23 protein-coding genes are annotated in these 26,184 nt (G+C 71.6%); 11 read left to right on the top strand and 12 right to left on the bottom strand.

Annotated elements, in window-relative coordinates; all coding sequences use genetic code 11:
• Positions 1-1,074, bottom strand: a 1,074-nt coding sequence (locus AB0F18_RS28630; protein WP_362065799.1) for an ATP-binding protein, incomplete at its 3' end; no start/stop codon positions are given.
• Between the two features lie 66 nt (positions 1,075-1,140).
• Positions 1,141-1,536, bottom strand: a complete 396-nt coding sequence (locus AB0F18_RS28635; RefSeq protein ID WP_189739116.1) for a cell division protein SepF — start codon at positions 1,534-1,536, stop codon at positions 1,141-1,143.
• A 98-nt stretch (positions 1,537-1,634) separates the two neighbouring features.
• On the opposite strand from AB0F18_RS28635, the gene AB0F18_RS28640 reads away from it, so the two are divergent.
• From AB0F18_RS28640 to AB0F18_RS28650, 3 genes are all read left to right on the top strand, one after another.
• A complete protein-coding gene (locus AB0F18_RS28640) occupies positions 1,635-2,303 on the top strand; it encodes a helix-turn-helix domain-containing protein (RefSeq protein WP_362065801.1) in 669 nt (222 codons plus the stop codon).
• Positions 2,304-2,354: 51 nt separating this feature from the next.
• Positions 2,355-3,095 carry a DUF2470 domain-containing protein gene (locus tag AB0F18_RS28645; protein WP_362065803.1) on the top strand — a complete coding sequence of 247 codons (741 nt, stop codon included), beginning with the start codon at positions 2,355-2,357 and terminating at the stop codon, positions 3,093-3,095.
• A gap of 84 nt (positions 3,096-3,179) precedes the next feature.
• A complete protein-coding gene (locus tag AB0F18_RS28650; protein ID WP_362065805.1) occupies positions 3,180-4,100 on the top strand; it encodes an NADP-dependent oxidoreductase in 921 nt (306 codons plus the stop codon).
• A gap of 31 nt (positions 4,101-4,131) precedes the next feature.
• Here AB0F18_RS28650 and AB0F18_RS28655 read toward each other — a convergent pair whose 3' ends face one another.
• From AB0F18_RS28655 to AB0F18_RS28680, 6 genes are read right to left on the bottom strand one after another with little or no spacing between them, the layout of a single operon-like run.
• Positions 4,132-5,463: an LLM class flavin-dependent oxidoreductase gene (locus tag AB0F18_RS28655; protein ID WP_362065807.1), complete on the bottom strand. Its 1,332-nt coding sequence runs from the start codon at positions 5,461-5,463 to the stop codon at positions 4,132-4,134.
• 30 nt (positions 5,464-5,493) lie between these two features.
• Positions 5,494-6,462: an ABC transporter permease gene (locus AB0F18_RS28660; RefSeq protein ID WP_362065809.1), complete on the bottom strand. Its 969-nt coding sequence runs from the start codon at positions 6,460-6,462 to the stop codon at positions 5,494-5,496.
• Positions 6,459-7,277 carry an ABC transporter ATP-binding protein gene (locus AB0F18_RS28665; RefSeq protein WP_362065811.1) on the bottom strand — a complete coding sequence of 273 codons (819 nt, stop codon included), beginning with the start codon at positions 7,275-7,277 and terminating at the stop codon, positions 6,459-6,461. Before AB0F18_RS28665 ends, AB0F18_RS28660 begins: the two co-directional genes overlap by 4 nt.
• Positions 7,278-7,283: 6 nt before the next feature.
• Positions 7,284-8,336, bottom strand: coding sequence for an ABC transporter substrate-binding protein (locus AB0F18_RS28670; protein WP_362065813.1), 1,053 nt, complete (start codon positions 8,334-8,336; stop codon positions 7,284-7,286).
• A gap of 25 nt (positions 8,337-8,361) precedes the next feature.
• A complete protein-coding gene (gene ssuE, locus AB0F18_RS28675; RefSeq protein WP_362065815.1) occupies positions 8,362-8,916 on the bottom strand; it encodes an NADPH-dependent FMN reductase in 555 nt (184 codons plus the stop codon).
• A 22-nt stretch (positions 8,917-8,938) separates the two neighbouring features.
• Positions 8,939-9,868 carry a TauD/TfdA family dioxygenase gene (locus tag AB0F18_RS28680; protein ID WP_362065817.1) on the bottom strand — a complete coding sequence of 310 codons (930 nt, stop codon included), beginning with the start codon at positions 9,866-9,868 and terminating at the stop codon, positions 8,939-8,941.
• A 714-nt stretch (positions 9,869-10,582) separates the two neighbouring features.
• On the opposite strand from AB0F18_RS28680, the gene AB0F18_RS28685 reads away from it, so the two are divergent.
• Genes AB0F18_RS28685 through meaB form a run of 3 tightly spaced genes read left to right on the top strand, consistent with a single transcriptional unit; the run spans position 10,583 to position 15,650 of the window.
• Positions 10,583-12,454: a methylmalonyl-CoA mutase family protein gene (locus AB0F18_RS28685; protein WP_362065819.1), complete on the top strand. Its 1,872-nt coding sequence runs from the start codon at positions 10,583-10,585 to the stop codon at positions 12,452-12,454.
• The gene (gene scpA / locus AB0F18_RS28690; protein ID WP_362065821.1) at positions 12,451-14,652 is read left to right on the top strand and encodes a methylmalonyl-CoA mutase; all 2,202 of its coding nucleotides are present in this window, start codon (positions 12,451-12,453) and stop codon (positions 14,650-14,652) included. The genes AB0F18_RS28685 and scpA overlap by 4 nt, the downstream gene beginning before the upstream one ends.
• Positions 14,653-14,663: 11 nt before the next feature.
• Complete coding sequence (gene meaB / locus AB0F18_RS28695) at positions 14,664-15,650, top strand: methylmalonyl Co-A mutase-associated GTPase MeaB (RefSeq protein ID WP_362065823.1); 987 nt, start codon at positions 14,664-14,666, stop codon at positions 15,648-15,650.
• A gap of 71 nt (positions 15,651-15,721) precedes the next feature.
• Here meaB and AB0F18_RS28700 read toward each other — a convergent pair whose 3' ends face one another.
• Positions 15,722-16,723 carry an asparaginase gene (locus AB0F18_RS28700; RefSeq protein WP_362065824.1) on the bottom strand — a complete coding sequence of 334 codons (1,002 nt, stop codon included), beginning with the start codon at positions 16,721-16,723 and terminating at the stop codon, positions 15,722-15,724.
• Positions 16,724-16,863: 140 nt separating this feature from the next.
• Here AB0F18_RS28700 and AB0F18_RS28705 point away from each other — a divergent pair, with 140 nt between their 5' ends.
• A complete protein-coding gene (locus AB0F18_RS28705) occupies positions 16,864-17,313 on the top strand; it encodes an Lrp/AsnC family transcriptional regulator (protein ID WP_362065825.1) in 450 nt (149 codons plus the stop codon).
• Between the two features lie 152 nt (positions 17,314-17,465).
• On the opposite strand, the gene AB0F18_RS28710 is transcribed toward AB0F18_RS28705, so the two are convergent.
• Positions 17,466-18,422, bottom strand: coding sequence for a hypothetical protein (locus tag AB0F18_RS28710; RefSeq protein ID WP_362065827.1), 957 nt, complete (start codon positions 18,420-18,422; stop codon positions 17,466-17,468).
• 932 nt (positions 18,423-19,354) lie between these two features.
• Here AB0F18_RS28710 and AB0F18_RS28715 point away from each other — a divergent pair.
• Positions 19,355-19,588, top strand: a complete 234-nt coding sequence (locus tag AB0F18_RS28715) for a hypothetical protein (RefSeq protein ID WP_362065829.1) — start codon at positions 19,355-19,357, stop codon at positions 19,586-19,588.
• A 138-nt stretch (positions 19,589-19,726) separates the two neighbouring features.
• Here AB0F18_RS28715 and AB0F18_RS28720 read toward each other — a convergent pair whose 3' ends face one another.
• On the bottom strand, positions 19,727-20,767 hold the full coding sequence (locus tag AB0F18_RS28720) for a beta family protein (RefSeq protein ID WP_362065831.1): 1,041 nt from the start codon (positions 20,765-20,767) through the stop codon (positions 19,727-19,729).
• A 329-nt stretch (positions 20,768-21,096) separates the two neighbouring features.
• Between AB0F18_RS28720 and AB0F18_RS28725 the strand changes: the two genes are divergently transcribed.
• Positions 21,097-22,959, top strand: coding sequence for a DUF2075 domain-containing protein (locus AB0F18_RS28725; RefSeq protein WP_362065833.1), 1,863 nt, complete (start codon positions 21,097-21,099; stop codon positions 22,957-22,959).
• Positions 22,960-23,157: 198 nt separating this feature from the next.
• A complete protein-coding gene (locus AB0F18_RS28730; RefSeq protein ID WP_362065835.1) occupies positions 23,158-23,286 on the top strand; it encodes a DUF6408 family protein in 129 nt (42 codons plus the stop codon).
• A gap of 54 nt (positions 23,287-23,340) precedes the next feature.
• On the opposite strand, the gene AB0F18_RS28735 is transcribed toward AB0F18_RS28730, so the two are convergent.
• A complete protein-coding gene (locus AB0F18_RS28735; RefSeq protein WP_362065837.1) occupies positions 23,341-25,485 on the bottom strand; it encodes a DUF2075 domain-containing protein in 2,145 nt (714 codons plus the stop codon).
• Between the two features lie 544 nt (positions 25,486-26,029).
• Here AB0F18_RS28735 and AB0F18_RS28740 point away from each other — a divergent pair.
• Positions 26,030-26,184, top strand: a 155-nt coding sequence (locus AB0F18_RS28740) for a transposase (protein WP_362065839.1), incomplete at its 3' end; no start/stop codon positions are given.

The raw sequence follows: 26,184 nt of genomic DNA on the forward strand, positions 1-26,184 counted from the left end.
CGTGTGCTGTTCGGTTGGGGGCCCCCCCCCCAGTCGTCCCCCCACCGCCCGGCGGGCGCCGCGGCGGCGTCCAGCGGCGCCGCTCCCGCCCGCGCCGTCACCCCGTACCCCCAGCCCGGCCACCGGCCCCGCGCAGCCGGTCCGGGCCGCCTGGGCCAGCAGGGCGTGGCGGGTGCCGCATTCGTGGCGGGTGCGCCGCAGGACGTCGGCCAGGTTCGCGCAGTCGGCCCGCAGCCGGCCCTCCCCGGGCGGCACGGGCGCCCGCATCCGGCCGGGCCGGGGGTCGCAGGGGAACACCGACCGCAGCGCGACCACCACCTGTTCGGCGGCGGCCAGCACCCGCCGCTGCCCGGGGGTCGCTCCGGCGACGCGCAGCGGCAGCAGGGCGGTGCCGAGCCGGTCGTCGGGCAGCGGGGCCCGGGTCATGCCGGCGGCCCCGCCGGTCAGCCAGGCGGCCTGGACCGAGCGCCGGCGCGGGTCGCGCAGGGCGGTGGCGAGGAGCACCTCCCCGCCCTGGGAGAGCCGTTCGCCGGCGATCCGCAGCGCGGGCTCCGCCTGGACGGCGAGGTCGAGGCGGACGGGGCCGGCCGGGCCGTCGACGGTGCAGCCGATCCGGAAGCCGCGCCGCCCGCCGGCGTCCGGGAGGGCCCTGTCCGGCACACGGGCCGCCGGGTCCGGGAACACCTCCTCCAGCGCGGCCCCGGAGGCGAGGCGGGCCAGGGCCGCGTAGGCGTCCAGCGCCTGGGACTTGCCGCTTCCGCTGGGGCCCGTGAACAGCGTCACCGGGCCGAGGGGGAACACCGCCGCCCGGTGCGGTCCGAAGGCGGAGAGCTGCAACTCCGTGACAACGGGCCGCCGGTGCGCAGCCGCTCCGCCGGGATCTGAGTGCGCAGGGGTACTGGCCTCGGAGCCGGAGCCGGTCCCGGAGCCCGAGCTGCGGGGCGGCGTACCGGCGCCGAGGCCGAGGTCGGCGGCCTCGCGTAACGGGGTGTCAGGTGCGGCTGCGCCGCACGGCGGCGTACAGGGCGGGGCGGCGAAGGCGCGCGGCCCCGCCGCGTCCAGTGTGGCGTCCATGGGCGGACGGTACGGTCCGCGGGGCCCGGACCGGGCCCGGCGAACCGTTCCACCGCCGCGACCTTCCTACGATCGGGGGACGGCCGCGGCCGCGATCCCCTCCACCTCGGTCCCGACGGGCGCCAGCAGGAAGACGTTCCGGTCCACCCGGTGCATCCCGCTGCCCAGCCCGAAGACCACCCCGCTGCTGAAGTCGAGGATCCGCTTGGCCACTTCGCTGTCCGCGCCGGTGAGGTCCAGCAGGACCGGGATCTGCGCGATCAGGTACTCCGCCACTTCCCGCGCGTCGGCGAAGATCTGGACCCGGATCACCACGAAGCGCCGCTGTTCCGCCGCGGAAGCCCCGGGGGCCTTGGGGATCGTGCGGTGGTCCACCCGGGAGGGCCATTCGTTGCGACTGCGCAGCGGCACCACCTGCGCGAGTCCCTCCCACTGCTCGTCGGTGACGTCGTACCTGCTCACCGGGCCGCCTCGGCCGTGCGCTTCATGTGCATCCCCCCATCCTCTCGCGTTTCACCCGTTCGGCCCAACACCGACACGAAGCACGTAGGGTCGCCGCCATGACCAATGGCGACGAGGTCCGCACGTTACGCGACATCGCGGGTGCCGGTCCCGCCCGGCACGCCACACCGGGGACGGCCGGGGCGGGAACGGGGCGGCCCCACCGGCGCGAGGACGCCATCCGCAACCACGCCCAGATCCTCGCGGCCGCCGAGCAGTTGTTCACGGAGCGGGACCCGCCCACCGTGACGATGGATCAGATAGCCAAGGCCGCAGGGGTGGGGCGGGCCACCCTGTACCGGCGGTTCCCCGACCCGCCGGCCGTCGCCGCGGCCCTCCTCGACGAGCACGAGCGCATCCTGCAGGGCCGTCTCGCGTTCGGCCCGCCCCCGCTGGGCCCCGGCGCTCCCCCGGCGCAGCGGCTGGCGGCCTTCTACACCGCCGTCCTGGCCCACCTGGAACGACACCTCCCGCTGACCCTGGGCATCCGGCCCGGCCCGGCCCGGTTCTCCACGGGCGCCTACCGGCACTGGCGCGCGCACGTGCGGGCCCTGCTCGTGGAGGCCGGCGCCCCCGATCCCGACGTCAGCGTGGACGCGCTGCTCAGCCCGCTGACCCCGGAGGTCTACCAGTTCCAGCGGTACACCCTCGGGTTCCCGCCCGAACGCATCGCCGAGACCCTCGGCCGGCTGGCCCGCGGGGTACTCCCCGACCCCCCAATGGGTTAGGTTAGGCATACCTAACCTTCGATGTCCCCAGGGACGAGGGAGAGATTCCGCATGCGCCTGTCCGGTGCCCCCGCCGCCACGCCCGCCGCCGCCCGGCCCACCGACGCCGAGCGGGTCCGCTCCGTCCTGGCCGCCGCCCACTCGATGACGGTGGTCATCGACGGGGTGCGCCACGAGGTCCGCCACCTCGACGACGGCGATCCCCTCGGCCGGCTCCATCTGCACCCGGCCGCCCCCGCCGCCGGACACCCCGCCTCCCCGCTCGGCGAGGGCCGCCCCTCGATCCGGCTGGAGTTCACCGACATCGCCCCGACCCCCGTACGCGACCGGGTGCGCGCCCGCGTCACGGTGCTGGGCCGCCTGCTGACCCCGTACGCCGGCGAGGACGCCGGCCCCGACGCCACCACCTGCGTGGAATACGGCCGGGCCGTCCTGGAGACCGCGGAGGGGACCTCGTACCTCGGGCTGGAGGAGCTGGACGGGGCCTGGCCCGACCCGCTCGCCCCCTACGAGGCGGGCATGCTGACCCACCTCCTCGACGAGCACCCCGAACTGGTCACCCTGCTCCTGCGGCTGGTCCGGCCCCGCCCCACCGCGGCCGTGGTCCGCGCACTGCCGCTCGCCCTCGACCGGTACGGGATCACGCTGCGCCTGGAGGAACGCACCGGGCACCGTGACGTACGGCTGCCCTTCCCCTCGCCGCTGGACGACGTCGAGCAGTCGGGCGCGCAGATCCAGGCACTGCTCAGCGCGGCCCGGCGGCGCTCGCACCCCAACACCCTGCCCGCCTGAGGGGCGCCGGACCTCCGCCGGAGGGCCGCTCGAACCCGGGCGGGAAGCGGAATACCTCCCCTCGCGGCCTTCGTTGCGCCCTCCATGAAGGCCATCACCTACAGCAGCTACGGAACTCCCGCCTCCCTGGAGCTCGTCGAGGTGCCCGAGCCCAAGGTCGGTCCCGGGGAGGTGCTGATCCGCGTCAGGGCCGCCGGGGTCAACCCCGTGGACTGGAAGCTCGCCGCCGGCTTCCTGGGACACGTCCTGGAGGTCCGGCACCCGGTCATCCCCGGGTGGGACGTGGCCGGCACCGTCGAGGCCGTCGGCCCCGACACGGACGACTACGCCGTGGGCGACGAGGTCTACGGGTACGTCCGCAAGGAATGGGTCCAGCTGGGCACGTACGCGGAACTGGTCTCGGCCCCCGTGCGCACCCTCGCCCGCAAGCCCGCGACGCTCACCTTCGAACAGGCCGCGGGCCTCCCCCTGGCCGGCCTCACCTCCTACCAGGCCGTCACCCGCGCCGGGGTCACCGCCGGCCAGACCGTCGTCATCCACTCCGCCGCGGGCGGGGTCGGCTCGCTCAGCGTGCAGATCGCCGTCGCCCTCGGCGCCCGGGTCATCGGCACGGCCAGCGCCCGCAACCACGACTACCTGCGCTCCCTGGGCGCCGAACCGGTGCTCTACGGGGACGGCACGGCCGAGCGGATCGCCGCCCTGGCCCCCGGCGGCGTGGACGTCGGGCTCGACTTCTACGGCGAGGGCGGCGTCGAGCTGCTGCAGTCCGTGGTCCGGCCGGGCGGCCCGGTGATCTCCGTCGCCGACAACGACGCGGGCGACAAGGGCGCGAAGCACATCTGGGCCCGCTCCTCGGCCACCGACCTCGCCGCCCTCGCGGAGCTCGCCGACACCGGGAGGATCACCGTCAAGGTGGGTCACGTCCTCCCGCTCGCCGAGGCCGCCCGGGCCTGGGAGCTGAGCGCGAACGGCCAGGCCCGCGGCAAGATCGTGCTCACGGTCTGAGCGTCCCCGCCCGCCCCCGGTTCGCGCAGGCTCACACCCCCTGCCGGGCGTAGCGGTTGGCGGGGCGCGGCAGGCCGTAGTGCTCGCGCAGGGTGGTGCCGGTGTACTCGGTGCGGAAGAGGCCCCGGCGCTGGAGGAGCGGCACCACGTGGTCGACGAAGTCGGTCAGGCCGGTGGGCAGGACCGGCGCCATGATGTTGAAGCCGTCGGCGGCCCCCTGCGTGAACCACTCCTCCAGCTGGTCGGCGATCTGCTCGGGGGTGCCGGCGTGGACACGGTGGCCGCGGCCCGCGCCGAGGCGGGCGATCAGCTCGCGCAGGGTGAGCCCGTCGCGGCGGGCGAGTTCGGCGACCAGCGTGAACCGGCTCTTGTTGCCGTTGATGTCCCGCTCCTGCGGGAGTTCGGGCAGGGGGCCGTCGAGCGGAAGGCCGGTCAGGTCGGTGCCGAGCATCCCGGAGAGCTGGGCGAGCCCGTACTCGGGGATCTGGAGTTCGGTGAGCTCCCGTTCCAGGGCCTTCGCCTCGGCCTCGGTGGAGCCGATGACCGGGGCGACGCCGGGCAGGACGAGGAGGTCCTCCTCGGCGCGGCCGTACCCGGCGAGGCGGGACTTGAGGTCCTTGTAGAAGGCCTGGCCGTCGGCGAGGGTCTGCTGCGCGGTGAAGACGGCCTCGGCGTACCGTGCGGCGAACTCCTTGCCGTCCTCGGAGGAGCCGGCCTGGACGAGCAGCGGGTGGCCCTGGGGCGAGCGGGGCACGTTGAGCGGGCCGGCGACGGAGAAGTGCTTCCCCCGGTGGTCGGCCGGGTGCAGCCGGTCGGTGTCGGCGTAGATCCCGCCCTCCTTGTCGAGGACGACCGCGTCGTCCTCCCAGCTGTCCCAGAGCTTCGTGGCGACCTCCAGGAACTCGCGGGCGCGCTCGTAGCGCAGGCCGTGTTCCAGGTGCTCGTCCCGGTTGAAGTTGCGGGCCTCCTCGACGGTGCCGGAGGTGACGATGTTCCAGCCGGCCCGGCCGCCGCTTATGTGGTCCAGGGAGGCGAACTTACGGGCCAGGTTGTAGGGGTCGTTGAAGGTGGTGGAGACGGTCGCGATGAGCCCGATGTGCGAGGTGACGGCGGCGATCGCGGACAGCAGGGTCAGCGGCTCGAACCCGCCGAGGGCGTTGTACCGGGCCTTGCCCCACAGGGCGAGGCCGTCGGCGAAGAAGACGGAGTCCAGGCGTCCGCGCTCGGCGGTGCGGGCCAGTTCCTGGAAGTAGGACAGGTCGGTGACGCGTTCGGGGCTGGCGGCGGGGTGGCGCCAGGCGGCGTCGTGGTGGCCGGCGTTCATCAGGAAGGCGTTCAGGTGCAGGGTGCGGGGTGCGGGCATGTCTGTTCCCTAGGACGTGGCGGGGGCGGGTCAGGCGGGGACGCGCCAGAGGCTGAGGCGGCGTTCGACCGCGACCAGGAGCTGGTTGAAGGCCACCCCGATCGCGGAGATCGTGACGATCCCCGCGTACATCTGGGGGATGGCGAAGTTGAACTGCGAGGCGTTGATCAGGTAGCCCAGGCCCGCCTTCGCGCCGATCATCTCGGCGGCCACGAGGACCAGGATCGAGACGGCGCCCGCCAGCCGGATGCCGGTGAAGACGGCCGGGACCGAGGCCGGGAGGATCACCTTCTGGAAGAGCCTGGGCGTGGACAGGTCCATCGAGCGCGCCAGCCGGACCAGGGTGGGGTCGGCGTCGCCCACGGCGCTGATGGTGTTCAGCAGGATCGGCCAGACGCAGGCGTAGACGACGATCGACACCTTCGAGGTCTCGCCGATGCCGAGGAGGAGGACGAAGACGGGCATCAGGGCGAGGGCCGCCGTGTTGCGGAACAGCTCCAGCAGCGGGCCGAGGAAGGCCGCGACCGGGCGGTACCAGCCGATCAGCAGGCCCAGCGGGACGGCGATCACCACGGCGATGGCGAAGCCGCCGAGGGAACGGGTGAGGCTGGCCCGGGTGTGCTCGCCGAGCTGCCCGTCGCCGAGCAGCTCCCACCAGGCCCGGGCCACCTCGCTGACGGGCGGCAGGAAGGTGGCGTCGACCAGCCCGAGCCGGGGCGCGGCCTCCCAGAGCGCCAGCAGCGCGAGCACCGCCGCCGACCTCAGCAGCCCTGCCCGAAGCCACCGCAGCACGGCCGCGGCCCGGGCGGGGCGGCGCACGGGGGTCCTCCCGGCGGGGGCGGGTAGGGCCGGCGCCGGTCGCGCGGGTGCCCGTACGGGACCCCGGACCTCGGGGGGCTCCCCCTTGCGGACGCCGGGGACGCCGGTGCGGCCGCGCGGGGCCGGGACGGACGGCTCCTCCTCGGTCGCGGGGGCGGGTGCGGGGGTCTCGGTGCTCATACGGCGGCCTCTTCCTTCTCCAGTTGCCGGGCGCGGACCACCTCGTCGTGGAGCAGGGTCCAGATCTCGTGGCGGTGGCGGGCGAACTCCGGGCTGGAGCGCAGGTCCTCGCCGGCCGCCCCGGCGGACCGTTCCCCGAAGGAGACCGGCACGACCTCCTTGACGCGGCCCGGACGGGAGGTGATGACGGCCACCCTCTGCCCCAGGTAGACGGCCTCCTCGATGCCGTGCGTGATGAAGACGACCGTCTTGCCGGTGCGCTGCCAGATGCGGCGCAGCTCGTCCTGGAGGGACTCGCGGGTCTGCGCGTCGAGCGCGGCGAACGGCTCGTCCATGAGGAGCACGTCCGGGTCGTAGGCCAGCGAGCGGGCGATGGCGACCCGCTGGCGCATCCCGCCGGAGAGCTCGTGCGGATGCCGGTCCTCGAATCCGGCGAGGCCGACCAGCTCCAGGAACTCCCGGGCCCTCGCCGCCCGTTGTCTGCGCGGGACGCCGGTCGCCTCCAGGCCGAACTCGACGTTGCCGAGCGCGGTGCGCCAGGGCAGGAGGGCGTACTGCTGGAAGACGGTGCCCCGGTCCAGGCCCGGTCCGGTGACGGGCCGGCCGTCGAGGAGGATCCGTCCGGAGGTGGGGCGGGTGAGGCCGCCGAGGAGGTCGAGGAGGGTGGACTTGCCGCAGCCGCTGGGGCCGACGACGACGAGGAACTCCCCCGCCCCGATCTCCAGGTCGATCCCGTCGAGGGCGGTGAACTCCTCCCTGCTCCTGCCCTTCACCGGGAAGGTCTTCGTCACCGACTGGAACTCGATCTTCGCCATCGCCGGTCAGCCCTTCCCGTACCCGTTGAACTCGTTCGTGTAGAGGTCGGACGGCTTCAGCTGCCCGGCCTTGATCTCGCCGCGCTCCGCGAGCCAGTCGAGCCAGAGCCGGAACTCCTTGTCCTCGATCCGGCCGCCCGTCTCGGCGACCCCGTACGAGCGCCAGTACTTCAGCGTCGCGGTGTCCTCGTTGCGGCCGCGCTTCCTGATGACCGACTCCATGCGGGCGACGACCTCCTCGCGCGGTGTGGTCCGGGACCACTCGATGGCCTTGGCGACACCGGTGGCGAAGGTGCGGACGGTGTCCGGGTTCTCCTCGATGAAGCGCCGGGTCATCACGTAGGAGCCGGCGCTGAACCGGCCGAGCAGGTCGAAGTCGCTGAACAGCGGCCGTATGCCGCCGGCGGCCACGGCCTTGTCGCGCAGCACGCCGCCCAGTACGCCCACCTCGATCTGTTTCTGGCGCAGCGCCAGTTCGGTGTTGACGGGCGGGACGACCAGCGCCTCGACCTTGGCCGCCTCGGCCTTGGACAGCCCGCCCCGGTCCAGGTAGATGTCGAGGAGCGCCTGGGAGTGCGCGCCCAGGGTGTTCATGCCGACCTTCTTGCCGATCAGGTCGCGGGCGGAGCGGATCGGGCTGTCCTCCAGCACGTAGTAGCCGCTGTAGGCGTCCTGGTCGACGCCGTAGTACGAGACGACCGCCTTGATGGGGGCCTTGCCGGCGGCGAGTTTGACGATGGCGCCGTTGAAGGCGCCGCCGAAGTGGATCTGGCCGGTGGCGGCGGACTGGATGTCCTGCGGGCCGCTGATGGTGTTGCCGACCCACTCCAGGGTGAGGCCGCCGAGGTAGCCGAGGTCGGCGGCCAGTTCGGGCAGGGTGACCGAGCCGACGTTGCCCTGGTACTTGAGGGTGGTGACCTGGCCGGCGCCGCCCGGGCGGCCGGACCCGCCGGTGGCGGTGGCGGTGCCGCAGCCCACCGCGGCCGCCGAGATGCCGAGCAGGGTGAGGAACTGGCGCCGGGTGCGGGTGGTCGGGGTGACGGGGGCTGCTGCGGGCATGGCGGGTCCTTGTCGGTGTGCGGGGTTACGGGGTGGCGGCGAGGGCCGCCGCTGCGGGGCGCAGGGCCTCGGCGAACTCGTCGACGGCCTGGAAGAGGTCCAGTTCCGCCTCGGGGCGCAGCCGGTCCGGTCCCGCGCCGCGTTCCACGGAGGAGTCCAGGACGAAGCGGCCGGCGGTGACGTGCCGGGCGCCGAGGGCGGCGAGGACCGGGCGCAGGGCGTAGTCGATGGCCAGGACGTGGGCGAGGCTGCCGCCGGTGGCGAGGGGCAGGACCGTCTTGCCCGCCAGTCCGTCCTGCGGGAGCAGGTCCAGGAAGGCCTTGAGCAGCCCGGTGTACGAGGCCTTGTAGACGGGGGTCGCGATGACCAGGCCGTCGGCTCCGGCGACGGCCTCCAGGGCGCTGCGGATCTCCGGCTCTCCGCGCCGGGCGGACAGCAGGTCGGCGGCGGGGAGCAGGCGTACGTCGACTTGGGCGGTCTCGAACCCGGCGTGTTCGAGGCGGCGCAGCACGTGCTCGGCGACGACGGCGGTACGGGAGTGGGCGGAGGGGCTGCCGGTGAGGGCGAGCAGCTTGGGCACGGGGGCTCCTTGGGATTGCGGGTCAGGCGGAGGCGGAGGCGCCGGAGGCGATGCCGAACGCGGGGTCCGGGACGGTCTCGGGGCTGATCAGGCGGGAGGGCGTGCCGTCGGGGCCCACGGGGACGTCGCCGTCGACGGTGACGCGGCGCAGGGTGCGCTCGTGGTCGTCGGAGTCGTCGACGCCGTAGTGCTGGGTGGCGCGGTTGTCCCAGATGGCCACGTCACCGGCCCGCCACTGCCAGCGGACGGTGTTCTCGGGGCTCTCGATATGCGCCTGGAACAGGTCGACGAGGGCGCGCGAGTCCCGGCCGGTCAGGCCCGCGATGCGCTGGACGAAGTTGCCGAGCAGCAGGGTGCGTTCGCCGGTCTCGGGGTGGACGCGGACCACGGGGTGTTCGGTGAGGAAGGTGGTGGAGGTGAACACCTCGCGGTACTGGGCGAGGGCCTCGGGGAGGGCGTCGGGCCTGAGGGCGGCGTAGTCGTACTCGTTGGAGTGGACCGCGCGCAGTCCGTCGGCGAGCGTCCGCAGCGGGGCGGGGAGGTGGGCGTAGGCGGTGGCGGTGTTGGCCCAAAGGGTGTTGCCGCCGTACGGGGGGACGGTGACGGCCCGCAGGATCGAGAAGGCGGGGTAGGCGGGGACGAAGGTGACGTCGGTGTGCCACTGGTTGGCGCGGGCGCCGTGGTGGGAGTCGATGCCGAGGGCGTAACGGCCGTCGGCGGAGGGGACGGTGGGGTGCGCGACGGGGGTGCCGAGCAGCCGGGCGAAGGCCTCGTGGCCGGCCTCGTCGAGGTGCTCCTGGCCGCGGAAGAAGACGACCTTGTGGGTGAGGAGGGCGGAGCGGATGTCCGCGACGGTGGCGGCGTCGAGCCCGCCGCCGAGGCGGACACCGCCGATCTCGGCGCCGATACGGCCGCCGAGGCGGGTGACGGTGGGGGTGGTGACGGTGGTCATGGGAGCTCCTCGGGTATGGCGGGGCGTGGGAAGGTGCGGGCCGCGTGCCGGTTCGGCCACCGTGCGGGGGTGCGGGTGCGCCATGGGGGGGCCGGAGGGACCCGGAACCATCAGGTTCCGGCCGTCGGGTCCGGCGGGGCCGGAAGGGGACGAGGGCCCTTCCGGAGGGGGTCAGGCCCCGAGGGGGGCCGGACAGCGGCCCGGACACGCGCCCGGCGCGGTACGGGGGCCGGGGGTGTGGAGCCGCGGGGCGAGGTGCACGTTCGCGGTCATGGCCCGGAGCGTGTCAGCGCCGCCGAACGGGGTCAAGCCCCGGCCGGCGCCTTGGCGGGGGGCCGCCGCACCCGTCCTGACCTGCGATTTCCCCCCACAGGGCGGCCGAAAACCCATGGCTGAATTTCACGCCCCCGCAACGCCACGGCCACGCCCCTTTCGCGCGACCCCGTGGCCGCCTCCCCACCCCGCCCTTCCCCCGTTCCCTAGGGCTCCGCCCCGGACGGCACCCCACCCCGGCACCGACCCCGGCCACCCCCGACCCCGCAAACGCCCGGCCAGGGCAACCGCCCGACCGCCCCCGACCCCGCCCGGCCAGGGCAGCCGTTTCGGTGCTGGTCAGGCACGCACCCTCCCCCCAGCCGCCCCGCTCACCTGCGAGGGCGAGATCACATCCGAGAATCCTGGTACCGCCGAGTAGCCCGCCCTAGCATTCGGGCCATGACGGTCCTGCCTGACGACGGGCTCTCCCTGGCCGCCGAGTTTCCTGACGCGACACATGAGCAGTGGCAACGCCTTGTCGAAGGCGTCCTGCGCAAGTCCGGCAAGGAAGTCTCCGGCGAGGCAGCGGAAGCAGCACTGACCACCACGCTCGAGGACGGGCTCACCACCCGCCCGCTGTACACGGCACGCCCCGACGCGGACGCGAAGACCCGCACGACCGGTTTCCCCGGCTTCGCGCCCTTCGTCCGCGGCGGCACCCCGGAGGGCACCAGCGCCTCCGGCTGGGACGTGCGCCAGCGGATCGCGGGCAGTGACCCCGTACGGGTCAACGAGGCGGCGCTGACCGACCTGGAGAACGGCACCACCTCGCTCTGGCTGACCGTCGGCCACGGCGGGATCGCCGCCGCCGACCTCGGCCGGGCCCTGGACGGCGTCTACCTCGACCTCGCGCCCGTCGCCCTCGACGCCGGCTCCGAATTCGCCGAAGCCGCCCGCGCGTTGCTCGCCCTGTACGCGGACCGCGGCGTGACCCCGGAGGCCGCCCGCGCCGCGCTCGGCATCGACCCGCTGGGCCACGAGGCCCGTACCGGCGAGGCCCTGGACCCGGCGCCGGCCGTCGAACTGGCCCGTGAGGCGGCCGCGTCCTGGCCGGGCGTGCGCGCCCTGGCCGTGGACGCCCTGCCGTACCACGAGGCGGGCGGCTCGGCCGCCGAGGAGCTCGGGCTGTCCCTGGCCACCGGCGTCGCGTACCTCCGCGCCCTCACCGAGGCCGGCCTGGAGACCGGAGCCGCCTTCGGACAGCTGGAGTTCCGCTACGCGGCGACCGCCGACCAGTTCCTGACCATCGCCAAGCTGCGCGCCGCCCGCCGTCTGTGGGCCCGGGTCGCCGAGGCCTGCGGGGCCCCGGAGGCGGGCGCCCAGCGGCAGCACGCCGTCACCTCGCCGGTGATGATGACCCGCCGCGACCCGTGGGTGAACATGCTGCGGACCACCGTCGCCTCCATGGCGGCGGGCGTGGGCGGCGCGGACTCCGTCACCGTGCTCCCGTTCGACAGCGAACTGGGCCTGCCGGACGCCTTCGCGCGGCGGATCGCCCGCAACACCTCCACCATCCTCCTGGAGGAGTCGCACCTGGCCCGGGTGATCGACCCGGCCGGCGGCTCCTACTACGTGGAGCAGCTCACGGACGAACTGGCGCAGGCCGCCTGGGAGTTCTTCCAGACCGTCGAGCGAGCGGGCGGCCTGGCCGCGGCGCTGCGCTCCGGTCTGGTGGCGGAGCGCCTCGCGGCCACCTGGGCCGCGCGGTCGAAGAAGCTGGCGACGCGCCGCGAACCGATCACCGGCGTCAGCGAGTTCCCGTTGCTGTCGGAGAAGCCGGTCGTGCGCGAGGCCGCGCCGCCGGCGCCGTCCGGGGGGCTGCCCCGGGTGCGCCGGGACGAGGCGTACGAGGCGCTGCGCGCCCGCAGCGACGCGCACCTGGAGTCGGCCGGCGCCCGCCCGAAGGTCTTCCTGGCCGCGCTGGGCCCGGCCGCCGCGCACACCGCGCGGGCCACCTTCGCCTCGAACCTCTTCCAGGCGGGCGGCATCGAGCCCGTCCACGACCCGGTGTCGGTGGACGCGGCGAACGCCGCCGAGGCGTACGCGGCGAGCGGCGCGGACGGCGTGGCGGTGCTGTGCTCCAGCGACGCGCTGTACGAGGAGCAGGCCGAGGCGGTGGCGGCGGCGCTGCGCGCGGCCGGCGCGTCGACGGTGTTCCTCGCGGGCAGGCCCGGCACCTCTGCCGGCGCCGTGGACGAGTACGTCTTCGCCGGCTGCGACGCGGTCGCCGTGCTGTCCTCCGTACTCGACCGGATGGGAGTCGCGCAGTGAGCAGCATCCCCGATTTCTCCGAGCTCGCCCTCGGCGGGGCCGCTCCGGCCGCCACCGAGGACCAGTGGCGCGCGGCGGTGAAGGAGTCGACCGGGACCGCCACGGGCGACCTGGTGTGGGAGACCCCCGAGGGCATCGGCGTGCAGCCGCTGTACACCGGGCGGGACCTGGAGGGCCTGGACTTCCTGGGGACGTACCCGGGTATGGCCCCGTACCTGCGCGGCCCGTACCCGACGATGTACGTGAACCAGCCGTGGACGATCCGGCAGTACGCCGGCTTCTCCACGGCGGAGGAGTCGAACGCCTTCTACCGGCGCAACCTCGCGGCGGGCCAGAAGGGCCTGTCGGTGGCCTTCGACCTGCCGACGCACCGCGGCTACGACAGCGACCACCCGCGCGTGACGGGTGACGTCGGCATGGCGGGCGTGGCGATCGACTCCATCTACGACATGCGGCAGCTGTTCGACGGGATCCCGCTGGACAAGATGTCGGTGTCGATGACGATGAACGGCGCGGTGCTGCCGGTCCTCGCCCTGTACATCGTGGCGGCGGAGGAGCAGGGCGTCTCCCCCGACAAGCTCGCCGGGACCATCCAGAACGACATCCTCAAGGAGTTCATGGTCCGCAACACCTACATCTATCCGCCGAAGCCCTCGATGCGGATCATCTCGGACATCTTCTCCTTCACCTCGCAGAAGATGCCGCGGTACAACTCCATCTCGATCTCCGGGTACCACATCCAGGAGGCGGGGGCCACGGCCAACCTGGAGCTGGCGTACACCCTGGCCGACGGTGTGGAGTACCTGCGGGCCGGGCAGGGCGCCGGGCTGGACGTGGACGCGTTCGCGCCGCGCCTGTCGTTCTTCTGGGCGATCGGCATGAACTTCTTCATGGAGGTCGCGAAGCTGCGCGCCGCTCGCCTGCTGTGGGCGAAGCTGGTCAAGCAGTTCGACCCGAAGAACGCCAAGTCGCTGTCCCTGCGCACGCATTCGCAGACCTCGGGCTGGTCGCTGACCGCGCAGGACGTGTTCAACAACGTGACGCGCACCTGCATCGAGGCGATGGCGGCGACCCAGGGGCACACCCAGTCGCTGCACACCAACGCCCTCGACGAGGCCCTCGCCCTGCCGACGGACTTCTCGGCGCGCATCGCCCGCAACACCCAGCTGCTGCTCCAGCAGGAGTCGGGCACCTGCCGGTCGATCGACCCGTGGGGCGGCAGCGCGTACGTGGAGAAGCTGACGTACGACCTGGCGCGCCGGGCCTGGCAGCACATCCAGGAGGTCGAGGCGGCCGGCGGCATGGCGCAGGCCATCGACGCGGGCATCCCGAAGCTGCGCGTGGAGGAGGCCGCGGCCCGCACCCAGGCCCGGATCGACTCCGGCCGCCAGCCGGTGATCGGCGTCAACAAGTACCGGGTCGAGAACGACGAGCAGATCGACGTCCTCGTGGTCGACAACTCCTCGGTGCGCGCGCAGCAGATCGCCAAGCTGCGGCGGCTGCGCGAGGAGCGCGACGAGGCGCGCACGCAGGACGCGCTGCGGGCGCTGACGAACGCGGCCGAGCGCGGGGCCGGCCAGGGCCTGGAGGGCAACCTGCTCGCGCTGGCGGTGGACGCGGCCCGGGCCAAGGCCACGGTGGGCGAGATCTCGGACGCCCTGGAGAAGGTGTACGGCCGGCACGCGAGCCAGATCCGTACGATCTCGGGTGTGTACCGCACCGAAGCAGGCGAGTCCCCGTCCCTGGAGCGCACCCGTGCGCTCGTCGACCGGTTCGAGGAGGCGGAGGGCCGCCGTCCGCGCATCCTGGTCGCGAAGATGGGCCAGGACGGCCACGACCGCGGCCAGAAGGTGATCGCGACGGCCTTCGCCGACCTGGGCTTCGACGTGGACGTCGGCCCGCTGTTCCAGACCCCGGCGGAGGTGGCCCGCCAGGCCGTCGAGGCGGACGTCCATGTGGTGGGCGTCTCGTCGCTGGCGGCCGGCCACCTGACCCTCGTACCGGCGCTGCGCGAGCAGCTGGCGGAAGAGGGCCGTGAGGACATCATGATCGTGGTGGGCGGGGTCATCCCGCCGGCCGACGTCCCCACGCTGCTGGAGATGGGCGCGACGGCGGTGTTCCCGCCCGGCACGGTCATCCCGGACGCGGCCCACGACCTGGTGACGCGGCTCGCCGCGGATCTGGGCCACGAGCTGTAGGCGGACGCGGGATGCCCCCGAAGATCGACATCGACGTGTACGTGAAGGGCGTGCTCGACGGGAAGCGCGCGCACATCGCGCGCGCCATCACCCTCGTCGAGTCCACCCGGGCGGACCACCGGGCGCTGGCGCAGCGGCTGTTGACGGAGCTCCTGCCCCACGCGGGGAAGGCGCGCCGGATCGGCATCAGCGGGGTGCCGGGGGTGGGCAAGTCCACCTTCATCGACGCGTTCGGCACGATGCTGACGGGCCTCGGCCACCGGGTCGCCGTCCTGGCGGTGGACCCCTCGTCCACCCGCACGGGCGGCTCCATCCTGGGCGACAAGACCCGGATGGAACGGCTCTCGGTCGACCCGGCGGCCTTCGTCCGCCCCTCCCCCTCCGCGGGCACGCTGGGCGGGGTCGCCAAGGCCACGCGCGAGTCGATGATCGTGATGGAGGCGGCGGGCTACGACGTCGTCCTGGTGGAAACGGTCGGCGTGGGCCAGTCGGAGACCACGGTCGCGGGCATGGTCGACTCCTTCCTCCTGCTGTCCCTGGCCCGTACGGGCGACCAGCTGCAGGGCATCAAGAAGGGCGTCCTGGAGCTGGCGGACGTCCTGGCGGTGAACAAGGCGGACGGCCCGCACGAGCGCGACGCGAAGGCCGCCGCCCGGGAACTGTCGGGCGCGCTGCGCCTGATGCACCCGGCGGACGCGGCGTGGACCCCGCCGGTCCTCACGTGCAGCGCCCGGGAGTCGACGGGCCTGGAGGAGGTCTGGAACCGCCTGGAGCAGCACCGGATCCTGCTGGAGGCGGGCGGCCGGCTGGCCGCGAAGCGGGCGGCGCAGCAGGTGGAGTGGACCTGGTCGATGGTCCGCGACGAGCTGCTGGAACGGCTGCGCGCGAACCCGGCGGTCCGCGACCTGGCCCCGTCCCTGGAGGAGGGCGTCCGCGCGGGCACGGTCACGGCGACATCGGCGGCGGACCGGATCCTGGCGGCGTTCGCCGGGGGCTGAGCCGCGAACGGACGGCACGGGCCCGCCACCGCGCAGTGCGGCGGCGGGCCCGTTTGCCGTCAGCAATACACCTAGGCGTCGACGAGGACGGCGTCCTCCTCGGACAGCGCCGCGCGCAGCACACGGGCCTGCTCGACCGGGTTCTCGGAGGCCAGCAGGGCGGCGAGGACCGCGATGCGGGCCTGGCCGGCGCGCAGGGTGCCGGTGGGTACGGCTCCGGCGGCGACGAGGTCGACCGCGCCGCCGTGCGTGTAGATCTCGGTGACGGGGCCCGCCGGGACGCGGGTGGTGAGGGCGACCAGCACGCCGCGGGCCACGGCGTCCCGTACCGCTTCGACGATCTCCGGGGTGGCGTTGCCCGCGCCGGTGCCGACCAGGACGATGCCGCGGGCGCCCGCCGCGACGGCGGCGTTCAGCAGCACCGGGTCGCCGTCGGCGTGGTGCATGACCATGTCCACGCGCGGCGGCAGCTCCGGCATCGCGGGCAGCGGCAGCGCCTGCGGCCGCTGCGGCCGGCGCAGGACGGTGACCTTGCCGAAGCCGATCTTGCCGAGCAGTTCCCGGGAGGGGTCCGCGAACGCGTCCAGGGCCACGGCCTGGATCTTCATGGTGCCGCGGGCGGCGTGGACCCGGCCGGCGAAGGCGATCAGGACGCCGAGCCCGCGCGTGGTCGCGGCGGTGAGCAGGGCGTCGTAGAGGTTGCCGGGGCCGTCGCCCTCGGTGGAGCCCATGGGCAGCTGCGAGCCGGTGAAGACGACGCTGCGCGCGTCGTGGTGGTGCAGGTCGACCAGGAAGGCGGACTCCTCCAGGGTGTCCGTGCCATGGGTGACGACGATGCCGTCCACCGCGGGGTCGGCGAGGACCTCGTGGACGGTGCGCAGCAGGGTCAGCTGGTGGGCGGTGGTCAGGCGGGGGCTGTTCACGCTGAACAGGTCGACGACCTCGACGGTGATGCCCTCAGGCAGCGGCGCGGTGGCCATGACCTCACGGCCGCCTGCCTCGGCGGCGAAGCCCGAGCCCGTCCACCGGCTGGCTATCGTCCCGCCGGTGCTGATGACGACGATGCGCCCCATGGCCACCCTTCCCTGATGTCTGGGCCCCGGAGCGGGGCTCGCACAAAAGTCCTAGAAAGGGCAATGATAGTGAGATCTACGCGCAATGCGATTGCGTGTTACAGCACCCACTCCCCCAAACCGTGGAGGATAATTGCGCAATGGACGCCATCGATCGTGAAATCTTGCGCGAGCTCCAGCTCGACGGCCGGCTCAGCAACCAGGAACTGGCCCAGCGGGTCGGCCTGACCCCCTCCCCCTGCATGCGCCGGGTCCGGCAGCTGGAGCAGGACGGGGTGATCCAGGGCTACCGCGCGGTGATCGACCCCGAGGCGGTGGGCCGCGGCTTCGAGGTCCTGGTCTCGGTCGAGGTCCGCCGCGACCGCGAGGCGGTCGAGGCCTTCGAGGCGGCCCTCCAGGACATCCCCGACGTCATCGAGGCCTACCGCCTCTTCGGCAGCCCCGGCTGCCTGCTCCGCATCGCCGTCAACGACCTCCGCGCGTACGAACGCCTCTGGATCGAACGCCTGACGGCCCTCTCGGGCGTCACGGAGGTCAACTCCCAGATCATCATGAAGCGCATCAAGGAACCCACGGGCCTGCCCGTCTGAGGCGTCTCGTACGCTGGCGGTGAGTGGCGGCCAGGCTACCCGGACGCAGAGCGAGGACGAGGGGCACCCGTACGGCGAACTACCCACGGTGTCCGGCGGTCGGGAACCAGCTGTCCCTGGACCTCGACAAGGGCTTCGGCGACTGATGCGGGTCAGTCCTCCTTCGGCACACTCTCGTACGAGAACGCGCACCGGACCCGGCCGTTCGCCGCCGGGACGAGGCGGACCTGCTCGGCCGGCATCTGCAAGGCCTTGCCCGCCGGCCCGTCCCACAGCGACACGGTTCCTCCGGCCTCTCCGAACGAGACGTACGGCCGCTCGGGCTTCAGGACGCCGCCCCGGCTGCTGATCCTCGCCGCGGGAACGGTCGGTTCCACACACGCCCACTCCGGCTCCACTCCGAAATAGGAGGGGAGTTCCGCCTGCCGTGCCGCGGCAGTGCGGAGGTCCTTCACGGCGTCCCCCGCCGACTCCAGTGCCCACACACCGCACACCGTCAGCACGGCTGCCTGAGTGACCACGTACAGGGGAACGCCCAGCCGTTCGATGGGGCTGACGAAGGGGGCGTGTACGTGCTTCGCGATGCCCCACAGGGCCGGTACGAACAGAGCGACGCTCAGCAGACCCAAGAGCTTCACCGCCGAAGCGGCCTGCCAGATCGCGGGGACATCGAGGTCGTCGGGTGTGAGGTCGAGGCTGTCTGCATAGAGTGCGTGGAGCACCGATCCCGAGGCCACCACGCAGGACGCGACGAGCGCGAAGAGCAGCGGTGCCGCCCAGGCAAGCCATTCACCCCACGTCCACTGGCGTACCAGCAGCCAGATCCCTCCTGTTGTGGCCGTGACGGCGAGGACCCACAGCATCTGCACCGGTGTCCAGCCCCTGTCCCTCCCCAGGTCCGCGCCGAAGGCGACGCCAAGGAGGAGGGCGGAACCCGCACCCCATACGAGAAGGCTCGCCAGGCGGCCGCCGACGACGTTCACGCCCCGCGCCAGTCCGGCGGCCCAGAGGAGGCACAACACCGCGGCAGCCGCCCACACCCACGTCCGGACACCGCTCTGCTGCCGGGCGACCACAGCGCAGAAGATCATGGCGAACGTCCAGACCATGACACGAGACGTGACCCGGCGGTGGTCCTCCTCACGGCGGGCCACGATGTGACTTCGGTCCCGACCGCCGTCGTGCGGTCGTACATCGATGGCCGCCTCGGCCGCGGAGCTTCCAGGCAGGTCCATCCGTGCGAGCCTGCGAGCCTCCGAGGCCGTACCGGTCACCACCGTGCCCGTGTCGCGCCTCCCGAGCTGCTCGCTGAATCGCGCACCTGCCACCGTGATGCCCCGGTGCAGCCGTTCCCTCCGCGTCACCGGCCTCGGGGCGGGAACACGGGGCGGTCGGTGAGCCACCGTATGCGTTCGCCAGATGGTCAGCTGCTCCCGGTCGCGGTCCACCACCTCGCAGCGTCGGGCGTACATCTCCAGCCCACTTCTGCGCGCCAGCCGCCGCACACGCCAGTCGGCGGCCTGTTCGGTGCGTCGGTTGCGGGCACCGAAGAACCGCACCTCCACCGAGTACAGCCGCGCCGTGATATCCGACCGCAGCACACCCGTGGATGCCCCCTCACCACGGAGGAACGACGTGACGACCGGCCAGCCCCGCTCCTCGAACTCCCGCTCCGCCTGATTCCAGTCACGCTGATCGCCCCGAACCTCGACCAGAACGAGCACCCGTTGGTCGTAACGCCTCCGCGGCATCGACTCGCCTCTCCCTCACCGACACCCGAAGCTACAGCGACGGCCGATGCGATGAGCACACCAGAAGCATTTGCGCTCCTGCGAGGCAACGGACGCGACTGCAGGTCATCAGGGACGACCGCGGTATCCGCGCGTCACCCGAAAGACTGGCTTGCTGACGAAAGTGAGGGCACAGACCACAGGTCCGACGTCGAACCGGGTCAGACCGCAGTCCACCCGGCAAGGCTGTCCGATTCCCTGATCAGCTCAGAAGGACCGCGCCACCGCGACCGCGCACATCGCCCGTCTCGGTGCACGCATCAACGCACTGGCCGAGACCATCCCGCTCACCCGGGACCAGATCGCCCGGCTCCCCCCTGCTCACCCGCACCGGTGACGCCGCGTACGAGCATCTGGCGGAGCTACTCCTCAGCGCCCGCGCCCTCGGCACGGAGGGCGAGTTCACCGCTTACATGACCACCTTGCGTACCACCCAGAAGCGCAAGCGGAAACTGATGGCGATGCCCGGCCAGCACGGGATGTAGCTGTCCCTGGCCCGTCCACTGAAGCACATTCCCGATCCCCGCCGCGGTATGACTTTGCTCCTCGGCCGCCCTCATAGGTGATCCGCCGTAAGCAGCTCGATGCTGCACGTGGGAGGAGAGGGTAAGGATCCCTGCACGTCACGGTTCCCGCACGGCGTAGGTCATGTGTTGCACGTTTCCGACCCACAGCCAGGTACGGAAGTTGCCCGTTCCTCCTCGGCCGATTCCATGCGCACAGTCCCGCAGCCAGCTTTCCCCACTGCTGGCAGCTGGGCCGCGGAAGCCCGGATACTCAAGGAACTCACGGGCGCTTGCACGATTGTGTGCGTCCCGGCCGTCGCCCGACGCCAGCATCCTGCCGAGCACGAAGGCTCCGTCGAGCGTGTAGCGCAGAAAGCCCCAGGACGGTCCTCCCCCACCCGAACGAGGGGGCAGGCTGATGGCTTCGGCAGGTTGTATTCCGTAGTCGCCGTAACTGAGCAGCCCCTGGTATGCACGGCCACCGGCAGCTATCTCTTGCCACATGTTCCGCTCTGTCCGCGGGAGTTCGCACAGTCCGTTGTCCAGCACGTCGGCCGTGACGTGGGGAAATCCGCCACTGAGTACAGCGACGATTCGCCAGGGCGCCAGCGGGACGAGAGAGTCCAGGGCTCGCAGTGCCTCTTTGCCAGCGTCAGGCCTGTCGGCTCGTACGGCGCCCAGGTCCAGAAGTAGGTCCACCCGCACCACCGGGTCGGCCCTCTCGAGAAGGTGGCGCACCTCGTCGCCGGTACGACCGTCCCACTCACCTGGAACCCGAACCCGTATGCCCAGTCCGTCGCCGGCATTCCGGGCAGCCGCCAGTGCCGCGGCCTGCTGCGCCTCGGGCCTTCCAGGCCCGGTCACCGGGCGCAGCAGCGCGAACGCGCTCGCCTCCGGCATCAGCTCGGCGAGTACGGATATTTCGTCCTCGCCCGCGAACGGAGCGTCCAGCCAGGCAGGACGGTACCGCTGGACCCGGGACACCACAGCCACGTCCTTCCGGATCTTCGCGGCGAGCTCGGCCGGTGCGAGTCCGGGGCGTGGCGGTAGATTCCAGACGGGCGTCAATGCGTTCTGGGCCTCCGGCCGAAGCCGAGAGTAGGCACCCACCGCATGCGGCCGGGTCGGTAGGACAGGTACGTACAGCGGTCCGGCCATGGCGGCTCCCCCTTCGGCGCTACCCTCGACCTACCTCTCCGGACTCCAGAGTGAGCAGTCGTCACGCACTGGGAAAGAGCGCTGTTTCAGCCATCTGCCGAGTCGCCACAGAAGTGCCCGATCCAGCGCGCCACCCTTCCGGAAATCCGTGCGCAATCCTGAGGCCTCGGTCCGGATCGTGATTTTCGGCCTGGCCGCTTGATCACGCACTGTCATAAGATGGCAAGGACAATCTCAGCGGCCCGCCGGGCTTCCGCTCCACCTCACGTGGAACCGAAGGACATGCCCCCACCCGCACGAGCTACTCCGTGCTGCCTGGGGGCGATTTCTTGCTGTTGCGTGAGTCCGCGGCGTCCTTGGCCAACCGCACCCGCCTCGAAGGCCGGCTGGTGGAACTCCTGAGCGAGAACTTCCTGCACAGGCACGGCCACAAGCCGCACGCCGCGGAGGTTCGCTCCTGGGAGCGGAGCATCCCCGCGCTCACCCACGCTCTGGTCGAAGCAGGTCTCGGTGAGGTCGAGATGCTGCTGGAGTACGGACTGCCGCTGACGAGCAAGCGCGCGGACGTGATACTGGCCGGCCTCCATCCGGTGTCCGGCGAGCCGTCGTACGTCATCGTGGAACTCAAGCAGTGGAGCGAGGCCCACCCGGTGGATGACGATCCACTGCGGTGCAGCGTGCCCTCCTACCGCGAGCCCGTACTGAACCCCATCGAGCAGGTTCGCGGTTACTGCGCCTACCTTGTCTCATTCAACGGGGCTCTCGAACAGAACCCCGACTCCGTCACTGGAGTGGCCTTCCTGCACAACGCGACCGAGTTCGGGGTCGCGGGGCTGCGCGAGGTCGAGGAAGACAGCCGCGGCCGCATGTTCACCGGCGATCAGCGCGGCGCGTTCCTCGACTACCTGCGTTCGAGGCTGGCCGCAAAGCCTGGCGCTGCCGCCGCCGACGACCTCCTGCAGGCCAGGGTACGGCCGTCCAGGCAGCTGATGGCCGTGGCCGCCGACGAGGTCCGCGACCGGGAGCAGTTCGTGCTGCTGGACGAGCAGCGGCTCGCCTACGAAACGGTGATGGCGGCGGTCCGCAAGGCGCGCCGCGCGAACCGCAAGCAGGTGGTCGTCGTGACCGGTGGGCCCGGATCCGGCAAGAGCGTGATCGCCCTGTCCGTGCTCGGCGACCTCTACCGGCGCGGCGTACCGGCCCTCCACGCCACCGGATCGCAGTCGTTCACGAAGACCATGCGCAAGGTCGCGGGCGCCCGCAAGCCCGAGGTGCAGCGCCTGTTCCGCTACTTCAACAGCTTCATGGAGGCCGAGCCCAACGACATCGACGTGCTCGTGTGCGACGAGGCACACCGGCTCCGCAAGACCTCCGCCAACCGCTACACCAAGGCAGCCCTGCGCTCCGGGCGCCCACAGGTGGCGGAGCTGATCGACGCGGCCCGGGTTCCGGTGTTCCTCCTCGACCAGCACCAAGTCGTGCGTCCTGGCGAGATGGGTACCGTCGAACAGATCAGGCAGGCTGCGGCCGAACAGGAAGTGGACTTCACGCTGGTGGAGCTGGACAGTCAGTTCCGGTGCGGCGGCAGCGACGCCTACCTGCGCTGGGTGACCGGTCTCCTGGGCCTGGAGGGCGAAGGACCGGTCGAGTGGGAGCCGGACGGCAAGGTACAACTGCTGACGGTGGACAGCCCGCAGGAACTGGAGGACTTCCTCGACAATAAGCGTGCGCAGGGGTACGGCGCCCGGCTTTCCGCGGGCTACTGCTGGAAGTGGACCACGAAGATCACTCCGTCGATGACGACGCTGCCCCCGGACGTGGCCATCGGCGACTGGTCCAGGCCGTGGAACCTGTACGGCGACCGCTCCCTTCTGGGCGCACCGCCGGCGCCACTCTGGGCCACTGATCCCGCAGGCTTCGGCCAAGTCGGCTGCGTCTACACCGCCCAGGGCTTCGAGTACGACTGGTCGGGCGTGATCATGGGCCCGGACCTGGTCTGGCGGACCGACCGCTGGGTGGCCGACCGTACCGCTTCGAAGGACCCCTCCTTCACCAAGGCGACGCCGGACGAGGACGTCGACCGCCTCATCCGCAACACGTACAAGGTGCTCCTGACCCGAGGCATGATCGGAACGGTCCTCTACTCGACGGACCCGGAGACCCGCGAGAAGCTCCGCTCTCTGATTCCCTGACCCAAGGTGCCCTGCCGAGGGCTAGCATGATCTCGCTGCGCACCTTCCCGGAGGGTACGAGGCTGCGGTTCACGCATAGGGCCGAACAGGCTGTGAGAGAAGGATGGTTGTGCCCGTCGTGTGGCAACACACGACGTGAGCGTGGCTGCCCGGTAGGGCGCCCCCTGCCATTCCCAACTCACACTCTGGAGTGGCCGAATGAACCCCGTCGAGTGCAAGCATGCGCGTCGTGAACGGATTCGCGAAATCCTGATCGACATCGCTGTCGGAATCGTCTCCAGTCTTCTGGTGACGGTGCTGACCGCGGTGGCAGACCTGTTCTTCTGAGCAGGTACGTGGCGGGCCCGGAGAGCCCGCCACTCCACTGTCCGGCGCCTGAGGTCAGAAGAGCCTGAGGTCAGGCCCCGACGACTTTCGCCCCTTGCGCTTGCGTCTCCCGTTGGCCCGCGGCAGGTGCACTGTGCGAGCCTCCTTCGGAAGGTTCAGCCGGGTGGGCCGAAGCCCTTGGATCTCCACCAGACCCACCAGTTTCTTCAGATAGGTGCGGGTCTCCTCGTCCGTGGAGTACAGCACCGTCGCACGGCTCGCGCGGGTCAACAGCACGTGGTACGCCTGCCGGACCAGCCGCGCGAAGTCGTCGTCGTCCACACCGGACGCGCTCACCTTCGGATCGAGCGAACCCGGCAGATCAACGCGCTTGATGTCCGAATCCGGGCCTTCCTTCCGCTCCTTTCCGCGCTGGAACACCCACTGATCGCCACGACGCACCATGTCGTCGCCCATGATCACTCCGCACCAGTCCCACTCCAGGCCCTGTGCCGTATAGACACAGCCGATCTGGCCGAGGCCGTTGGGGTGGACCGACCAGACGTCCGACGGCGGAACCCCGTCCGCGCAGTAGCTCTCGCTCTTCGCGTTCCACGGCCTGTGCCAGTCTCCGATGCGAACATCGGGTTCCAGGTGCTTCTCCTCGCCCACGGGTTCCGTCCACGGCCAGCAGTACCCCGCGACCATGCGTGCGGACGCGCCGGCCGCGGCCTCCGTCCGGATGATCCGTTCGAGCTCCTCCGGGGTCTCCGCCACCTCGACGTGCATCAGTCCGTCCGCCCTCCAGGCCTGCGGCTCCTCATCCGAACGCCAAGGCTTCGCCTCCTCGTCCGTCACGTCCAGGAGTGCACGTACCCAGCGGATGTACGAGCCACTGCCGCCACAGCGGAACTGCTCGCGCAGGCGGTACTCGAGCAGGTCGGCGCCACGGCGCGCGGCCGCGTCCTTGATCAGCTCAACGGTGCCGACTTCCTTCGGCCGCACGGATTGACCTTCGTCCAGGAAGAACACCGTCAGGCGTGACGCATCGAGGAGCTCGTCCACCTGCGCGCCCTTCCCCCACTTCGCCCGCTGCTCCGGTGTCCAGAACCTGTTCGTCGAATGGTCGCGCAGGCGATGCGCCTCGTCGCAGATCAGAACATCCACCGGGGGCACCGAGGTGTCGACGAAGTTGCTGAAGTAGGTGAAGGTCTCCCTGAACTCTTTGTCGCCGTAACCGACATGCTCCTGGATGGCCGCGTTGAAGGCCCTGCTCCCGCTGGCGTACTTCACGGTTCGGCCCTGCGCCTCGAGCTGCGCCTTGATCTGCAGGCCGATGGCACTCTTCCCGGTGCCTGCGCCGCCTGTGACCAGGAAGATCACGCGCCGCTCGTCCGGAACCAGTGCGGGATGCTCCCGGTCGGGAAGGACCTTGGACGCCGCTTCGAGAATCTGTTCCGCGACCGCCTTCTGGCGCCCACGGAGCACGAAGACGGTGTCGTCGCCCCTGGACCAGTTCATGGCATCGAGCAGCGGTGTGTTTCTCAAACCCATGGTCCGCAACATGGTCGCGGCCTCGGAAGCGCCGCCCTCGGGGCCGAAGCTCGCCCGGAGGTCGTCGAGGAACTGGGCACGCCGGTCGGCAGTGTAGACGCGGGCGTACGCGCCCGTGGGCGCATCCACACCGATCAGCGGACGTACGGAGTCGTCCGTGGCGTTGTGGAGGTAGGCGAACCCGCCGCATTCGAATTCTTCGTTCTCGAAGGGCCCCATCTCACTCGTGAACGCCTCGTAGTATTCACGCAACTGGAGCGCAGGATGTTTCTTGGCCCCCAGGCCTGGCACGTCCACCAGTTCAGCAGTGGCTCGCTCGATCCTGGTCACCGTGGACCAGCGCTTCAATTCGACGAGTTGAACGGATGGACGGTTCTCGCGCGGGTGGCGGCCGACCAGCACGACATCGATGAGCCGGGGTTCCGAGCGGTTGGACTCGTCGATGGTGGCAGCACACTCAACGACCATCTCCACGTTCCCGCGGTCGGCAGCGACCAGATCGCCCGCAAGGCTGATCAAGCTCTCCGCCCATGCGGAGCGCTCAGTGACCGAGGCGTCCGCACCTCGGAAATGCTTCCAGCGAGCAGCAAGGTGCGGCACCATATGACGCCGCGCATGCAAGGTGAGCAGATCCTGCGCCGACAGCTTCAGCAGGAGCAATGACACGAGGTGGTTCCCCCAGGGCACGAGTAGCTCGTGCGGGTGGGGGCATGTCCTCGCGGGGAAGCCCGTCGGGCCGCAAACGGTTCGGTGATTTTAGAGAAGGCCGCGGCTACCTGGAAACGCCGCCACGGCCCACGACCGGAACCATGGCCATCGTGGCCGGATCACACCTGTCTGCGGGGTGGGCGGCGGCAATGCGCAGGCCGCGCCGGTCTCCGCTCACGCAGTGTGACTACGTGGGAAGGGTCATGCCCACGAGCGACTCGTCATGGGCACAGCCACAGCTTGCGCCACCGCCGGCGCCCCTTTAAGGAATCCTCAGGTCAGGACTCTTCCCGCACCGGTTCAAGGATCGCCACGCACTCCACGTGGTGGGTCATCGCAAACACGTCGATAGAAAACATTTCAAAGAAAACCGCAGTTCAGCCGCGTGCGAGACGCAAATCCGACTCAAGATCCATGTGCGTTGCGGGCTCTACGGGCGTTACTGATCGTTTCAGAATGAGTTGAGCTGCGGGCCTTGTGCTCGACGATCTTGGTCGGCAGGGTGTCCAGAGTGCGTGCTGATCTTGTTCCTGACGACCTGTGGGAGCGGGTGGCCCCGCTGCTGCCGCCCGCTCCCGAACGGCGCCGGCGCCACCCCGGGCGGCTGCGTGTTCCCGACCGAGTGGCACTCGCCGGCGTCATGTATGTGCTGCGGAC

This window comes from Streptomyces sp. NPDC029216, assembly GCF_040648015.1.
Taxonomy (GTDB): domain Bacteria; phylum Actinomycetota; class Actinomycetes; order Streptomycetales; family Streptomycetaceae; genus Streptomyces.

What these genes read in the sequence shown, in the direction of transcription:
- AB0F18_RS28640 (WP_362065801.1), top strand. Translation starts at nt 1,635, where the DNA reads ATGACCAATGGCGACGAGGTCCGCACGTTACGCGACATCGCGGGTGCC.
- AB0F18_RS28645 (WP_362065803.1), top strand. Translation starts at nt 2,355, where the DNA reads ATGCGCCTGTCCGGTGCCCCCGCCGCCACGCCCGCCGCCGCCCGGCCC.
- AB0F18_RS28650 (WP_362065805.1), top strand. Translation starts at nt 3,180, where the DNA reads ATGAAGGCCATCACCTACAGCAGCTACGGAACTCCCGCCTCCCTGGAG.
- AB0F18_RS28655 (WP_362065807.1), bottom strand. Translation starts at nt 5,463, where the DNA reads ATGCCCGCACCCCGCACCCTGCACCTGAACGCCTTCCTGATGAACGCC.
- AB0F18_RS28660 (WP_362065809.1), bottom strand. Translation starts at nt 6,462, where the DNA reads ATGAGCACCGAGACCCCCGCACCCGCCCCCGCGACCGAGGAGGAGCCG.
- AB0F18_RS28665 (WP_362065811.1), bottom strand. Translation starts at nt 7,277, where the DNA reads ATGGCGAAGATCGAGTTCCAGTCGGTGACGAAGACCTTCCCGGTGAAG.
- AB0F18_RS28670 (WP_362065813.1), bottom strand. Translation starts at nt 8,336, where the DNA reads ATGCCCGCAGCAGCCCCCGTCACCCCGACCACCCGCACCCGGCGCCAG.
- AB0F18_RS28680 (WP_362065817.1), bottom strand. Translation starts at nt 9,868, where the DNA reads ATGACCACCGTCACCACCCCCACCGTCACCCGCCTCGGCGGCCGTATC.
- AB0F18_RS28685 (WP_362065819.1), top strand. Translation starts at nt 10,583, where the DNA reads ATGACGGTCCTGCCTGACGACGGGCTCTCCCTGGCCGCCGAGTTTCCT.
- meaB (WP_362065823.1), top strand. Translation starts at nt 14,664, where the DNA reads ATGCCCCCGAAGATCGACATCGACGTGTACGTGAAGGGCGTGCTCGAC.
- AB0F18_RS28700 (WP_362065824.1), bottom strand. Translation starts at nt 16,723, where the DNA reads ATGGGGCGCATCGTCGTCATCAGCACCGGCGGGACGATAGCCAGCCGG.
- AB0F18_RS28705 (WP_362065825.1), top strand. Translation starts at nt 16,864, where the DNA reads ATGGACGCCATCGATCGTGAAATCTTGCGCGAGCTCCAGCTCGACGGC.
- AB0F18_RS28710 (WP_362065827.1), bottom strand. Translation starts at nt 18,422, where the DNA reads ATGGTCTGGACGTTCGCCATGATCTTCTGCGCTGTGGTCGCCCGGCAG.
- AB0F18_RS28720 (WP_362065831.1), bottom strand. Translation starts at nt 20,767, where the DNA reads ATGGCCGGACCGCTGTACGTACCTGTCCTACCGACCCGGCCGCATGCG.
- AB0F18_RS28730 (WP_362065835.1), top strand. Translation starts at nt 23,158, where the DNA reads ATGAACCCCGTCGAGTGCAAGCATGCGCGTCGTGAACGGATTCGCGAA.